The organism is Pelovirga terrestris, assembly GCF_014773365.1.
GTDB lineage: Bacteria > Desulfobacterota > Desulfuromonadia > Desulfuromonadales > Geopsychrobacteraceae > Pelovirga > Pelovirga terrestris.
The window spans coordinates 105,263-118,441 of sequence record NZ_JACWUN010000002.1 but is presented as its reverse complement, the minus strand read 5'-3'; the positions used below and the strand labels follow the sequence as shown (position 1 = coordinate 118,441).

The following is a 13,179-nucleotide window of genomic DNA, read 5'->3' as shown; positions in this document are numbered from 1 at the left end:
AAAAAAACCACCCGAATGGTCTTTCATGTTAAAAATCAACAGCATACAAACTAAATAATATTTACCCTATATGGGAACACGGGGTTAAAAAAACAGCAACTTTTCCTTCTGTCATCAGCAAGGTCTAGTCAGGGGCACGGTGTACAAATGCATGATTGATCTGAAGGGGAAGGGTACAGGGTCTCAGAAGTGACGCGTCACCATGTGTAAGAGGTGAACAGGATGGAGATAATGTCAGCTGTAAATTTCCAATCGGGCCGGACCCGCATCATGGATGCCCCGGACGTATGCTGATATCCCCTGCTCAACAGCAAACCCGGACTCTGCGTTGTCATCAGAACTCAGCCGTCTTTCTCTTTCTGCTATCTGCTCCTGTGACATGTCACTGCGGGCCTGGGTCGCCAGCGCCTGGGCTTGTTGCGCAACCTTCATGTCCTGGGCACTTGGTTGGGCCGGGGCCAGAGCGGCTGCGCGTACCTGCTGGGCTTTTTGCAGTGTCGCCTGAGGATCACCGGGGATGGGCGAGAGATCGATACTGACAGAACCGCCAACGGCGTAAGTGCGCCCATCGGGACCACGCTGATAATCGTAACTTGGTGCACCGGCGTAAGACCCCCCGGCGGCAGCATGGGCGGCCTCGTGGGCTCGTACTTCCTGGTCGCGCAGCTGGAGTTCACGAATTTCTATTGCCTCGCGACTCAACTCCAGACGATCAGTCGCAGCAGCAAAGCCGGACGGCTTGTTATTGACTTTTTCGCGGTAATGTCCAGACTCAGGATCTCCATCATTCCTGACTGACGCAGCATGAGCGAGCCCGAAATGCGGGATCATTTCGGTAGCGCGCAAGGAATTATACGTCCCGCTATGGATCAAAAAATCGGCCATTATCTGCTCTTTAGTATGGATATCTAAATTCGCATTCTAGCACAACCTCACTATTAAATTCAAATAATCTCGCACGGGCGATCACGCCTTATCCCGGGGTTGCCGGCATCCTGGCTTGAGGATTATCACTTTTCATGCTACCCTGCCGTCAACTTAATGACGCACCTACAAGGAAGCCAGAATGCATCATCCCCGGATTCTATTGATCGACGACAAGATAGAGAGCAGCCGTGCACTGTCTAAGTTACTCATGCTGGACGGCTACCGGGTCAACAGCACCCAAACCGGCGAGGAAGCCTTTGAACTGCTTAAAAAAACCAACTACGACCTGATTATCAGCGATCTGCTGCTACCTGGGGTCAGCGGCATGGACATTCTTAAACAGGTCAAGATTGATTCACCCGGAACGTCCGTCATCCTGATTACCGGCAATGCTTCCGCCGAAACCGCCGTTGAAGCCATGAAAGCTGGTGCCCTTGATTACATCAGCAAGCCCTTCAACTTTGAGCGATTGCGTATCCAGGTGGCCAAAGCGCTTGAAAAAAATCGGCTGGTCACGGAAAACCAGTATCTGCGCCGGCAGCTCCACGGTCGTTACCGCTTTGACAATATCATCGGCATCAGCCAGGCGATGCAGCAGGTTTTTATCCGGATGGAAAAGGTGGCGTCAACCGATTCCACCATCCTTATTCTTGGGGCATCAGGTACCGGCAAAGAGCTGGTAGCCAAGGCCATTCATTACAACAGCCCACGAGCTGAGCACCCTTTTGTTGCGATCAACTGTGGTGCGATTCCCGCTGATCTGCTGGAATCGGAATTATTCGGCCATATCAAGGGATCCTTTACCGGAGCGGTCGCCGATAAACCGGGCAAGTTTGAACTGGCGAACGGCGGCACCCTGTTTCTCGATGAGATCGGCAATATGCCGTTGCAGCTACAGATGAAGTTGTTGCGGGTATTGCAGGAGCATGAGTTTGAGCGGGTCGGTTCAAGTAAAAAAATCAGGCTCAATATCCGCCTGATTTCTGCCACCAATACCGACCTGCAGGAGTTGGTTAAATCGGGTAATTTCCGTGAAGATTTGTACTACCGCCTCAATGTCATTCCCATTCACCTGCCGCTATTGCGTGAGCGACGAGGGGATATTAGCCTGCTAACGCGGTATTTTCTCGAAATCAGCTGCCGCGAGATGAAACGCAAGCCCATCAGCATCAACGCTGCAGCATTGCAGGCAATGGAAAACTACTCCTGGCCGGGGAATGTCAGAGAGCTGGAAAATGTGGTTGAAAGAACTGTTGCCCTGACCGACAGCGATGTTATCACCTGTCAGGATCTACCCCCCGACATTGCCGCCCCGTGTCTTGCGGGTGGGATATCACACCCTGAAGTCAGTCCTGAGGGGATCGACCTGAATCAGACCCTCGCTGAAATTGAGCGTCAACTGATCCATCAGGCCCTGGAACTGGGACAGGGGATCAAGGCACGTGCGGCCACGTTGCTCAGCATTAACCGCACGACCCTGGTAGAAAAAATCAAACGATTGAAGATAGAAAACCGGTAAAAGCTACTTTCCTGACTGCTTCTCCATGCGTTTACGTTCATTAGCATCCAGATAGCGCTTGCGCAAACGGAGCGATTTTGGGGTAATTTCCACCAACTCATCGTCATCAATATATTCCAGCGCCTGCTCCAGGGACAAATTTCTTGGTGGTATGATACGCACGGCCTCATCACTCCCTGAGGCCCGCACATTGGTCAACTTCTTCCCTCTGCAGGCATTAACCACCAGATCATTTTCACGGGCATGCTGACCAATGATCATCCCTTCGTACACCTGCACCCCGGGACCAACAAATAAAATCCCCCGGTCCTGCAGGTTAAACAGCGAGTAAGCCACGGTTTCGCCCGCCTCCATGGCGATCAGCACACCGTTTTTTCGTCCCTCGATCGGACCTTTGTAGGGAGCATAGCTGTGGAAACTGTGATTCATCACCCCGGTGCCACGGGTATCCGTCATAAACTCGGTACGAAAACCGATAAGCCCGCGGGCAGGGATAAGAAACTCAATCCGGTTGGTGCCTTCCATGGTCTGCATGGACGTCATTTCCGCCTTGCGGCGGCCAAGCTTTTCAATCACTGTCCCCTGATATTCCTCGGGGACATCGATGGCGAGGTACTCGATCGGTTCATTGCGTTCACCGTCAACTTCACGGAAAATAACCTCCGGTTTGGAGACCGAAAGTTCAAACCCCTCACGGCGCATGTTCTCAATCAGGATCGACAGATGCAGTTCCCCACGCCCCGACACTTTAAAGGTGTCGGTACTGGCGGTATCTTCAACCCGCAACGACACATTGGTCCGCAGTTCTTTCGTCAAACGTTCACGAATGTTGCGCGAAGTGACCCATTTACCTTCACGACCGGCAAAAGGGGAATTGTTAACGATAAAGTTCATCGACAGGGTCGGCTCATCGATGGCGATATAGGGCATGGCTTGGGGATTTTCAGCATCAGCCAGGGTTTCACTGATCCCCATTTCCTCAAAACCGGCAACCGTGACGATATCCCCGGCACTAGCCTCACCTATTTCCACCTGTTGCAGCCCCTGGTAACCGAGCAACTTGGAAACACGGCCATAGGTCACCTTGCCATCGCGGTCAATCCGCGCCACCGACTCACCGGCATGAACGGTCCCATTAGCGATCTTACCGGTCGCGGTACGGCCGATAAACTTATTATAGTCAATGCTGCTGATCAGCATCTGAAAGGGTGCTGAGGGATCACCGGCCGGAGGATCGACACGTTTACGAATCATATCAAACAGAGGATCGAGGTTATCAGATTCATCGGCCAATGACGCCTTGGCGATTCCAAACTTGGCACTGGCATAAACAATGGGGAAATCAAGCTGATGCTCATTGGCGTTAAGTTCGCAGAACAGGTCGAAGACCATATCGACAACAGCTTCGGGACGCGCGCCGGGGCGATCGATCTTGTTGATAACCACAATCGGTTTGATCCCCAGATCAAGAGATTTCTTCAACACGAAACGGGTTTGCGGCATGGGTCCATCAAAGGCATCGACCAACAACAATACCGAATCAACCATTTTGAGGATGCGCTCAACTTCACCGCCAAAATCGGCGTGGCCAGGAGTATCAACGATGTTGATCTTCAGGTCGCCACGTTGCACCGCCAGATTTTTCGACAAGATCGTGATGCCACGCTCTTTTTCCAGGTCATTACTGTCCATGACCCGTTCGGTAATAACCTGGTGTTCGCGGAACACCCCCGATTGTACCAGCATGGCATCCACCAAGGTGGTTTTACCGTGATCAACGTGAGCGATAATGGCAATGTTACGGATATTTTCAATCATTCTAAATCCCTTATAAATCGTGATTTTCCAGCAAAAGAGCGCGATTATGGCAGAAAAGGATAAGCAATCCAAGATAAATTATTAAACGACCTATCTACCTGTTAACACGAATATCTTTATAAAACTGTAACAATTCAGCACTATCCTTGCGCGGGGCCATTGGATCCGGTGCGGAACAGACACATAAAACCTTGACTATCCGGCCTCAACTTCTTATGTTCTGTAGCCGTATGCCCCTTCGCCAAGCGGAAAAATCATGTCACAAACCAACATCATTCTTACCGGCTTTATGGGCTCCGGCAAAAGCACCGTTGGACGGGCTCTGGCGGCACGGCTCGGGGCAACCCTTATCGATACCGATCAGGTGATTGAACAACGCACCAACTGCCGGATCAGTGAGATCTTCGCCCGGCAAGGGGAAGCGGCTTTTCGGCTGATGGAGGCTGACCTGGCACGGGAACTGGCCGCTCGTCACGACCTGGTTATTGCCACCGGGGGGGGGTTCTTTACCAATCAGGAAAACATCAGCGCATTACAACAAAGCGGCCGCATCTTTTGTCTGACGGCAACGCCACAGGACATTCTGAACCGTGTAAAAAAACAGGGGCAGATTCGCCCGCTGTTGCAACAGTCCAATCCACTGGAACAAATTAACCAACTATTACGGGAACGCGAATCGGTATATCGCCAGTTTCCTCAAATCCCCACCAGCGGCCAAACAATTGATCAGGTTGTTGACACAATTATCAACCTGATGACTTCTGACTCCTATTAGTCTGCCCTGCTAACAGCCACAACCGCAATTGTGACAGACAACCTTGTCGCTGCCTTGTGGCTCAATGGTTTCCGGGGCAAAACACACCCGATTGACCCCACGCCGTACATCTTCAGCCAGGTTGAGATGTTGACTGGCGCCGATCACATGGCCAAGACATATGTTGCCGATCCCATGGGCAGGGCAGCTTAACCGAACGCTATTAAGCAAGTCGCCGTACCCCTTGATATCCATGGTCACATCCGACACGTTAACCAGGGAAAAATCGAACCCCAAGGGCGTTAACTCCTGGCTCAACTCGACAAAAAGAGCGTCCAGTTCCGTCTGGTTAACCAGCTGCCGCCATTTTTCGGCCAGGTAGTTCCGCTGATAGATAACCACGCTGATTTTTTTTAGATTATTCTGTGTCATGATCCTGCTCCCTGATAATTTTTGCTCGGCATTAATCAAGAGGGCAATATTCCACCCGGACAATGTCAAGCTCTTCCCGCCCGCCAGGGGTCTGAACGGTTACTTCATCTCCTTCGCGGGCGCCTAAAAGCGCCTTGCCGACCGGAGAGAACCAACTGATACGACCGCGGCTTGCATCCATTTCATCACCACCGACCAGACTCAGACAGCGTTGCTCACCATCGCCATTTTCCACCGTGACCGTTGCTCCAAAAAGCACCCGATCGCCGGCATTTTTCCCCTGCTCGAGGGGATCAACGATGATCGCGCTGTCTAGCTGACCGGTGATAAAACGGATCCGCCGATCGATTTCCCGCAAGCGTTTTTTGCCATAATGATAATCTGCGTTTTCCGAGCGATCACCATTGGAGGCAGCCCACGCCACGGTTTCCACCATCTGCGGACGCTCCTGATACAGCAGCTGTTTTAACTCCCCACGCAGTCGTTCGGCACAGCCGGGGGTCATATAATTTTTTCGCAGTTCGTTCATCTTCCAGATTTCAAGCAAAAGCATAAGGCTAGTAATAGCCTGCTGCATGGGGCGGGCTCGTTTATTTATTTCAGATCCAGCTCTTCCAACATCGACTTGGCAAAATTTTTCGCCTTGCCACCCGGGGCCATCATACCATAAGCCATACTTTCCAGCAGTTCATCCTCACTGGCTCCATGCTCCTTCGCGACCGCGAAGTGTTTTTTGAGTCAGTCAGGACATTGCACCGCGATAGCACAGGCGACGCGAATCAACTCACGGGTTTTCATATCAAGAACTTCCGGATAGTCAAAATCAAAAAACTTCTTGCGGATAGTCATCTGCACCTCCTTTAGATGCAATAAAAACCCAAGCCCCTCAATAAAAACAGAAGAGCTTGGGTTCCCACAGTGAACCAACCTTGTGAACATTGGGTTTATTTATCGCAGGTTATTTGCTCTCTTCAACCATATACAAAACGGCAGCGCGCACATCCTCATCGCTTAAATTTCGATTGCCGCCACGTGCCGGCATGCGACCTATCCCTTTGATGCTGTTCGCAACCAATCTTTCGATGTCCGCACTGTAGCGTTCGTGCCCGATCTTGGGGGCCCCCATAATGCCGGAATCATGACAACTGCGGCAGCTTTGCTGATAAATTGAACGTCCCTTATCGAAGGTTGCTGCAGTAGGGACCAAAGCGGCCAAGCGATCACTACCCTGCTGTGCAAGTTTTTCCGCACCGGCCTGAAGTTCTTCGGACTTGGCAGCAACAGTTTCAGATGCCTTGCCTACATACTGTACCGCCTCATCTTTGAGTTCCTGACCCTTTTCCACCACCTGATCAGCAGTTTTTTGAACCGTATCTGTTGCCCGCTGTATTGTATCTTCAGCAGGTTTTGATGCCGGTGCAGGGGACTGCGTTGTCTCGGTAGAGTCGTTGCTGCAGGCAACCATAAATAAAGCGATAAAAACCAGAACGATGAACTTTTTCATTTTACGTCTCCTTGTAATAAATAATGAATAACGCATCACCATCTCAGGCGTTACGTAACTTTCCTGAACATATCGGGAAAGCTACCAGATTCAGACCAACACTACCACCTATCTCAATTGCCGCCCAAACGGTCACTGAGCCCCTTGATCAGATTTCCCGCCCGTTCCTCGATCATTTTTTTATCTTCTTCGGGAACATTGAGCTGTAGCCTCTCTTCAAGATCACCGGTCAAACTGTCAACCTGCCGGCGTGCGCGATCGATCACCCCTGATTGCAGCGACTGCAGATCACTAAGTTCCCCTGAAAGCAAACGTGCCAGAGCGGGGGACAACTGCCCTGAACTTTTTTGGGCGCTCTCCAGAATCACCTGTACCACTTTTTCTATCAGTTCCGGCATGGTCAGTCCACCCTGCTCATCCCCCAGGTTACGCAGTTCAATTTTCGGCAAAACCAGATTTAATGACGAATTCTGGCCAAAGGCCTCGAGATTGGCATTGACCTGAACATCATCAAGAGAAAAGTGGGTAACAATGAACTTTTTGCCGCCTTCTTTGCTCGCCGATGCCGGGACATCCGTTGTTTTGCTACCCTCCCCGGCCAGACTGCGTGCTCTCTCCAGTAACGGTTTGACGTTATTCCTTTCCCCCTTTTGTTCGAGATTAACGCGTATGCCACTGATTGCAATCCGTGGGATCGTCACCGTATCGCTCAGCAGGGAGTTCAGTGATACCGCCATATTGGCCTGACCAAGCACAAGGAACTGTTGCGCTGTAAATCCGGGAGGATTGGCAATTGTCAGTTGGTTCATCGTCGCTTCCCCTCCAGTCAGGGATAGGTCGACGTTGCCAACCCGGGTAGGAACCCCAAGGGCAGTCTCTCCACCCTTCTCGATCCCCTTTTGCACCAGGGTATCGCCGAAATACACGACTGCTGCCCCGGCAACCAAGAACAGAACCAGCACCAGCCCAATCAATTTAACCAACATCTTCATGAATCCCTCCGAAAAAAAACCACCAGAAACATACTACGTTCTATCTGATCATCAGAAAATGAACGAGCAGGTCTCTAAACGCGTGAGAATGAACTTGGGTTACAAAGATTTTTGGCGTAACGAGCCACCGCATTACAATTAAGGCAGGTCTGTCCAGGATTTGCCATCAGAGCATTGGCATCCTCGTGACGGCCCTCGCGGCGCAGTTGGCAAATATGCATCCAATGTGAACCGGGATCTTTACATTCGTGCTCATCAACTCCTGTCATACAGACTCCTTATAAAAATAAGTTCGCGTGCAATTATAACACTAATCGGGACAAAACCGAGAGAAGACAACATTTTCAGGAATTTTTCCTGAATTTATGACCAAAGTTTTCTTCCTCTTCCGGGCTGCCGATCAAGATTAATCCCATTCCCTCTACCAATATCGTTTCCGGGGGCGGAGAGACAATCGGATCAATGGATTCCGGCAACTCCAGTGCGACAATGGAACAACCGGTTTTGGGACGAATCTGGGATTCGGCGATACTCAAACCCACCAGCGTTGACGGCAGGGGCGCGCGAAAGACATCAATCCCCTCAGTAAGGAAAATGGTTTCCTTGCCTTCGAGGACATTATTAAGGATATTGGCTCCGACTGATGCATTGGATATAACAAAATCAGCACCGGCAGCGTAGAGTTGATCAACATTTTCTTCCTGATTGGAGCGTGCAACAATGCGCATATGGGGACGTTGACGGCGACTGGCAAGGGTCAGAAAAATGTTGGTGCTGTCATCGTTGGTCGTCACAATCAGACCTTTGGCATCCTCAATCCCCGATTCCATTAACAGATGGCGGCTGGTTGCATCGCCGATAACGGTAATATGGTCCATGCATTCGAGGTTATTGGTGCGATCGATAATGACAAAAGGGATAGAGCGCCGTTCCAGATACCTGGCAGCACTGCAGCCGATGCGTCCGTGGCCGAGCACCATCACCAGATCCGTCTTGTCCTTTTCGTCGGTAATTTCTTCAAGGGCATGGAGTTGCTCACGGGTTCCGGCCAAAACCATCAGCGCCAGCGGGGAGAGAACGCTGCCGGCTTCGGGGATGGTAAAGGTGCCCCGCTCCCACAAACCGATGACCGCCAGTCCGGTCTGCTGACGAATTTTTGCTTCGGCCAGAGTCTGGCCAACAAAGGGGGTCGATTTAACCGGCATTTCAGCAATCAACAGCTTGCCAAATGCGTCAAGGATATGGGCCATCGCCCCCAGGGTGGTAGCGCGCGACGCGAGATAGCTTCCGAGTATCCGCTTGAGGGGAATGGCCCGGTTGGCGCCGGCCAGCCGCAATAAATCGGTACGTTCCGGTTCATCTACCATGGTAGCAATCGGTGTATCGCAAAAGGAACGAATCGTCAGGCAGATGTTGGTATTCAGTGGATCGCTCAGATTGGCAACCACGTGGCGAGCGTTGGCGACCTGAATGTTTTTTAAAAAGGTCACATTGGTGGGACGACCAAAAACAACATGCAGCCCCTCCTCTTCGAGCTGGATTGCTTCATCCTGATCCGAGGTGACGATCACATAAGGGGTATGGTGCGAAATCAGTTTACGGGTCAAGGCACGGGTAATACTGTCATAACCAAAAATAATCACATGATCGCTGTAATCAGTATGTAATTGGGTTTTGGGGCGATAGCGCAGGCGTTGTTCAATCCAGGGGGCGAGAAACAGACTGACCATGCCGAACGGCAACAGAATCAACATAAAAACCACCCCGGAAAGGGTGACCAGAGCAGAAAAGATGTGACCGGGATCGGTACTAAATACATAGTCGCCATACCCCAAAGTACTCATGGTGATAATGGTCCAATAGACCCCGGTAAAAAAGGAATAGTGGCGTCCCTCGAGAGACTCCATCAACACCGTGAACAGCGCGGCGTAGGTCATCACCATTAAAAACAGAAAAAAACAGTAAAGAACAAGCAGTTTGAGATTTTTTCGCGCTTGACCGCGCAGAAAAAAAGCAAACTCGTTAACAGGTAATTTCATAAAGGTTCAATCCATCCAGGGCAAAAGATTGTTACATCTTAATTTTTATAAAAAAAAGGAACAAAGGAAATTTTTAGCGGAATTTCAGCGGGAAGGCAAGTTTTGGCAAAAGGCTTTGGGGCTGAGGGAGAATCATACCGGAGCAGTGACCTTGATATCTAAGGTTGATCACCGGCGGCAAAAAAACAAAACGCTTGGACCGATTCGTTGTCTTTAATTTTTTCCGTCAGTTGTGACATTGTCAGGGGGCGGCTGAAATAGAAACCCTGTGCTTCATCACAGTTTTTTGAGACAAGAAACTCAAGTTCCTGCTTGTTTTCTATCCCCTCGGCAACGACCTTGATCCCCATGGTATGCGCCATCACGATAATCGCCTCGGTAATGGCTGAATCTTCCGGATGGGTACTCAAGCGCCGGACGAAGGTCTTATCCACTTTTAAACGCTGGAGGGGAAAATGATGGAGATAACTAAGGGAACTGTAGCCGGTACCAAAATCATCAATCGCCAAGGTCAGCCCCATTTCCCGCAAGCTGTGAAGGGTTCTGGTGGCGTTATCGATATTATCCATCAAGGTACTTTCGGTTATCTCCAGTTCGAGCAGGTCCGTTTCAAGACCGATATCAGCGAGCAACTCACGAATGGAGGAAACCAGACCAACATCGCGGAACTGTTTGGCAGACAGGTTGACCGCCAGACGCAGCCGTACCCCACTGAGCTGCTGAAGCTCCCTGATTTGGCGGCAGGCGGTTAATAGCACCCAGCGACCAATGGGTAAAATCAACCCGGTCTCTTCGGCCAGAGGGATAAACTGAGCCGGTGACAGATGTCCCAACACCGGGTGGTTCCAGCGCAGCAAGGCCTCAACACCAATGATCTGGCCTTTATCCAAATCGATTTGCGGTTGGTAAACCAGATAAAACTCCTCATGATCAAGAGCTTTACGCAGATCGTTCGCCAGAAGCAGCCGCTCCAAAGCCTGAGCATTGGCGTTCGAAGAGTAAAAACGAAATTCATCGCGACCACCATCCTTGGATTGATACATAGCGGCATCGGCATTTTTAATCAGGGTATCTGGGTCATCACCATCGGCGGGATACATGGCGATACCGATACTGGTGGTAACAAAAATCTCCTTGTTTCTCAGAACCAGGGGGTCTTTTAAGGTTGCATGAATTTTTTCGGCCAGTTTAACCGCATCATTCTGGCACGAAATCATGTCACTAAGAACAACGAACTCGTCCCCCCCGAGTCGGCACACTGAGTCACAATGACGCAGAGCATTTTTCAATCGGTCGGCGACAATCTTTAACAGCTGATCACCAACATCATGACCAAAGGTATCATTCACCCGTTTAAAATGATCAAGATCCAGAAAAAACAGGGCCAGTTGTTTGTTGTTGCGCTGCGCCCGGGTCAGCATCTGGTTCAGACGATCTTTGAGCAGCAGACGGTTGGGCAGGTCCGTCAGGGCATCAAAATAAGCCATGTGAGCAATACGGGCCTCATCCTTTTTACGTTGAGTGATATCCTCAAAAAGAGCGGAAAAACAGCCCGACGAAGTCGGTGCAGCTGAGATTCTGAGGGTTTTATTCAGTTCACTGAATTCATATTCAAACTCACTGGACACCTGTTCGCGTACAACGCGAGTAAAACATTCCAACCCAAAGGGCACAGCATCAACTACGGCAAAGATATCCTCAGCAGAGCGCCCGACGACCTGCCTTGCCGCCACTGAAAAAATCTTTTCAAAGGCCGGATTCACGTCGACAAATTCATAACTACTGGGAACACCATCTGCTGAGTAAAGCATCTTAAACTGTGCAACGCCTTCGCGCATGGTTGAATAGAGGGTGCGATAGCGCTCCTCGCTTTCCTTGCGGCGTTGTTGCTCATCTTTAAGTGCCGAAATATCAACGAAACTCTCGAGCAGCAGGATCTGCCCCTCCAGTTCAATCTTTGTTACCGTCTTGATAATCGGCAGAATGGTGCCGTCCAGGCGAACAAGTCTACGTTCAGATTTGTCGATCGTCTCACCCAGATCAGTAATCGGACATTGACCCTCCTCGCGCGGACAGATGAATTTGTGGCAGATGTGCCCTTCAATCTCCTGGAGTTGCCCCCCAATCATGTCAGCCAGGGTCTGGTTGGCAAAAACAATCCGATGGGTTGTAGGATCAATCAGGGTAATCGCTGCCGGGGTCCCATTGAGAATAGCACGCAGGCGTAATTCTGCCTCTTTAAGTGCGGTCTCCTGCCGTTTAAGCTGGGTAATATCGGTATAGATCAGAATAATATAGGCAATCTGTCCGGCGAGGTCATGAATCGGCGTAGCAACAACATGATAAAAGCGGTCATCAATGGTAAAATCGCTTTCCTCGGCGACGTCACCATCCTGCAGAACCTTATCAAACAGACACTCCCCAGTAGACTGGCGACGATGACAGACCAGTTCCCTGAAATTTACCCCAACGACCTCCTCAACCGAGGGGAAAAACAGGTCTTTCCCCCGGTTGTTATAGGCCCGCAGGCGCAAAGCCGCATCAACCACCATAATCCCGGCACCAGAGGCGTTAAAGATGGCCTGAATTTCTTCTTTAGCCAGGGATAGTTCGGCGTTGGTCTGTTTCAGGTTATCGAGGACCTGATGAAAAGAATCGGTGACAATGCCAATCGGATCGATCGATAGCAGGCGATCATCATCAAGTTCCTCAGCCGCTAACGGTAAGGTACCGATAACTTCCAGCATATTGTTGGTTTTAAGGCGAATATAACGGTAGAGATCCTGCTCGCGTTGCAGCCATTGTTCTTTTTCTTGGGACAACCCGGACAGTTGCTGCTTAACAACCTGCAATTGCTGCTGCAGATCAGAGAATGGAAGATTTTCCACTCCTGATTCAGCTGTTTCTGGAGAAACCTTCATAAATCAGCGTCTTTCAGGGTCCGGGCTCGGTAAACGGCAATGCAATAGCTATTATCCCTGTCGGTCACCGCAAAATCGTATCCCATACTTTTTACTGCACCACAGATGCGGTTGGTTGAATCATGATTATCGACCATCAACTCAATGATGAAATGATCTTTTCGCAAAGCCTCACGATACTTGTTCAACTCCCGCAAGGCAACCAGCAGAGACGACGGACAGACAAAACCGCGTACATCGACCAGAACAGTTGAGGGAGTATCGGCAGACATA

At 50.4% G+C, this 13,179-nt stretch carries 12 protein-coding genes; 2 read left to right on the top strand and 10 right to left on the bottom strand.

All coding sequences use genetic code 11. From position 1 onward, the window contains the following. Window positions 1–234: 234 nt before the first annotated feature. The gene (locus ICT70_RS02130) at window positions 235–885 is read right to left on the bottom strand and encodes a putative metalloprotease CJM1_0395 family protein (RefSeq protein WP_191153738.1); all 651 of its coding nucleotides are present in this window, start codon (window positions 883–885) and stop codon (window positions 235–237) included. Between the two features lie 181 nt (window positions 886–1,066). Here ICT70_RS02130 and ICT70_RS02125 point away from each other — a divergent pair, with 181 nt between their 5' ends. Next, window positions 1,067–2,446 (top strand): sigma-54-dependent transcriptional regulator, encoded by a 1,380-nt coding sequence (locus tag ICT70_RS02125; RefSeq protein WP_191153737.1) that lies wholly within the window; start codon window positions 1,067–1,069, stop codon window positions 2,444–2,446. 3 nt (window positions 2,447–2,449) lie between these two features. Here ICT70_RS02125 and typA read toward each other — a convergent pair whose 3' ends face one another. Next, the gene (gene typA / locus ICT70_RS02120) at window positions 2,450–4,264 is read right to left on the bottom strand and encodes a translational GTPase TypA (protein ID WP_191153736.1); all 1,815 of its coding nucleotides are present in this window, start codon (window positions 4,262–4,264) and stop codon (window positions 2,450–2,452) included. A 256-nt stretch (window positions 4,265–4,520) separates the two neighbouring features. Between typA and ICT70_RS02115 the strand changes: the two genes are divergently transcribed. Further along, window positions 4,521–5,039 (top strand): shikimate kinase, encoded by a 519-nt coding sequence (locus tag ICT70_RS02115; RefSeq protein WP_191153735.1) that lies wholly within the window; start codon window positions 4,521–4,523, stop codon window positions 5,037–5,039. Between the two features lie 9 nt (window positions 5,040–5,048). Here ICT70_RS02115 and ICT70_RS02110 read toward each other — a convergent pair whose 3' ends face one another. From ICT70_RS02110 to ICT70_RS02080, 8 genes are all read right to left on the bottom strand, one after another. Further along, window positions 5,049–5,450: a hypothetical protein gene (locus tag ICT70_RS02110; RefSeq protein ID WP_191153734.1), complete on the bottom strand. Its 402-nt coding sequence runs from the start codon at window positions 5,448–5,450 to the stop codon at window positions 5,049–5,051. Window positions 5,451–5,481: 31 nt separating this feature from the next. After that, window positions 5,482–5,979, bottom strand: a complete 498-nt coding sequence (greB, locus tag ICT70_RS02105; protein WP_224746756.1) for a transcription elongation factor GreB — start codon at window positions 5,977–5,979, stop codon at window positions 5,482–5,484. Window positions 5,980–6,044: 65 nt separating this feature from the next. Beyond that, on the bottom strand, window positions 6,045–6,299 hold the full coding sequence (locus ICT70_RS15070; RefSeq protein ID WP_272977222.1) for a GSU3128 family (seleno)protein: 255 nt from the start codon (window positions 6,297–6,299) through the stop codon (window positions 6,045–6,047). Between the two features lie 109 nt (window positions 6,300–6,408). Further along, window positions 6,409–6,954: a c-type cytochrome gene (locus ICT70_RS02100; protein WP_224746755.1), complete on the bottom strand. Its 546-nt coding sequence runs from the start codon at window positions 6,952–6,954 to the stop codon at window positions 6,409–6,411. Between the two features lie 113 nt (window positions 6,955–7,067). Then, window positions 7,068–7,946 (bottom strand): DUF748 domain-containing protein, encoded by an 879-nt coding sequence (locus ICT70_RS02095; RefSeq protein WP_191153732.1) that lies wholly within the window; start codon window positions 7,944–7,946, stop codon window positions 7,068–7,070. A 344-nt stretch (window positions 7,947–8,290) separates the two neighbouring features. Next, window positions 8,291–9,985, bottom strand: a complete 1,695-nt coding sequence (locus ICT70_RS02090; RefSeq protein ID WP_191153731.1) for a potassium channel family protein — start codon at window positions 9,983–9,985, stop codon at window positions 8,291–8,293. Between the two features lie 158 nt (window positions 9,986–10,143). Next, on the bottom strand, window positions 10,144–12,906 hold the full coding sequence (locus tag ICT70_RS02085) for a sensor domain-containing protein (protein WP_191153730.1): 2,763 nt from the start codon (window positions 12,904–12,906) through the stop codon (window positions 10,144–10,146). Further along, the gene (locus tag ICT70_RS02080) at window positions 12,903–13,178 is read right to left on the bottom strand and encodes a sulfurtransferase TusA family protein (RefSeq protein ID WP_191153729.1); all 276 of its coding nucleotides are present in this window, start codon (window positions 13,176–13,178) and stop codon (window positions 12,903–12,905) included. The genes ICT70_RS02085 and ICT70_RS02080 overlap by 4 nt, the downstream gene beginning before the upstream one ends. Between the last annotated feature and the right edge of the window lies 1 nt (window position 13,179).

Coding starts and splice junctions, on each gene's coding strand:
- ICT70_RS02110 (WP_191153734.1), bottom strand. CDS start 5,450: ATGACACAGAATAATCTAAAAAAAATCAGCGTGGTTATCTATCAGCGG.
- typA (WP_191153736.1), bottom strand. CDS start 4,264: ATGATTGAAAATATCCGTAACATTGCCATTATCGCTCACGTTGATCAC.
- ICT70_RS02115 (WP_191153735.1), top strand. CDS start 4,521: ATGTCACAAACCAACATCATTCTTACCGGCTTTATGGGCTCCGGCAAA.
- ICT70_RS02095 (WP_191153732.1), bottom strand. CDS start 7,946: ATGAAGATGTTGGTTAAATTGATTGGGCTGGTGCTGGTTCTGTTCTTG.
- greB (WP_224746756.1), bottom strand. CDS start 5,979: ATGAACGAACTGCGAAAAAATTATATGACCCCCGGCTGTGCCGAACGA.
- ICT70_RS02085 (WP_191153730.1), bottom strand. CDS start 12,906: ATGAAGGTTTCTCCAGAAACAGCTGAATCAGGAGTGGAAAATCTTCCA.
- ICT70_RS02090 (WP_191153731.1), bottom strand. CDS start 9,985: ATGAAATTACCTGTTAACGAGTTTGCTTTTTTTCTGCGCGGTCAAGCG.
- ICT70_RS02100 (WP_224746755.1), bottom strand. CDS start 6,954: ATGAAAAAGTTCATCGTTCTGGTTTTTATCGCTTTATTTATGGTTGCC.
- ICT70_RS02080 (WP_191153729.1), bottom strand. CDS start 13,178: ATGTCTGCCGATACTCCCTCAACTGTTCTGGTCGATGTACGCGGTTTT.
- ICT70_RS02125 (WP_191153737.1), top strand. CDS start 1,067: ATGCATCATCCCCGGATTCTATTGATCGACGACAAGATAGAGAGCAGC.
- ICT70_RS02130 (WP_191153738.1), bottom strand. CDS start 885: ATGGCCGATTTTTTGATCCATAGCGGGACGTATAATTCCTTGCGCGCT.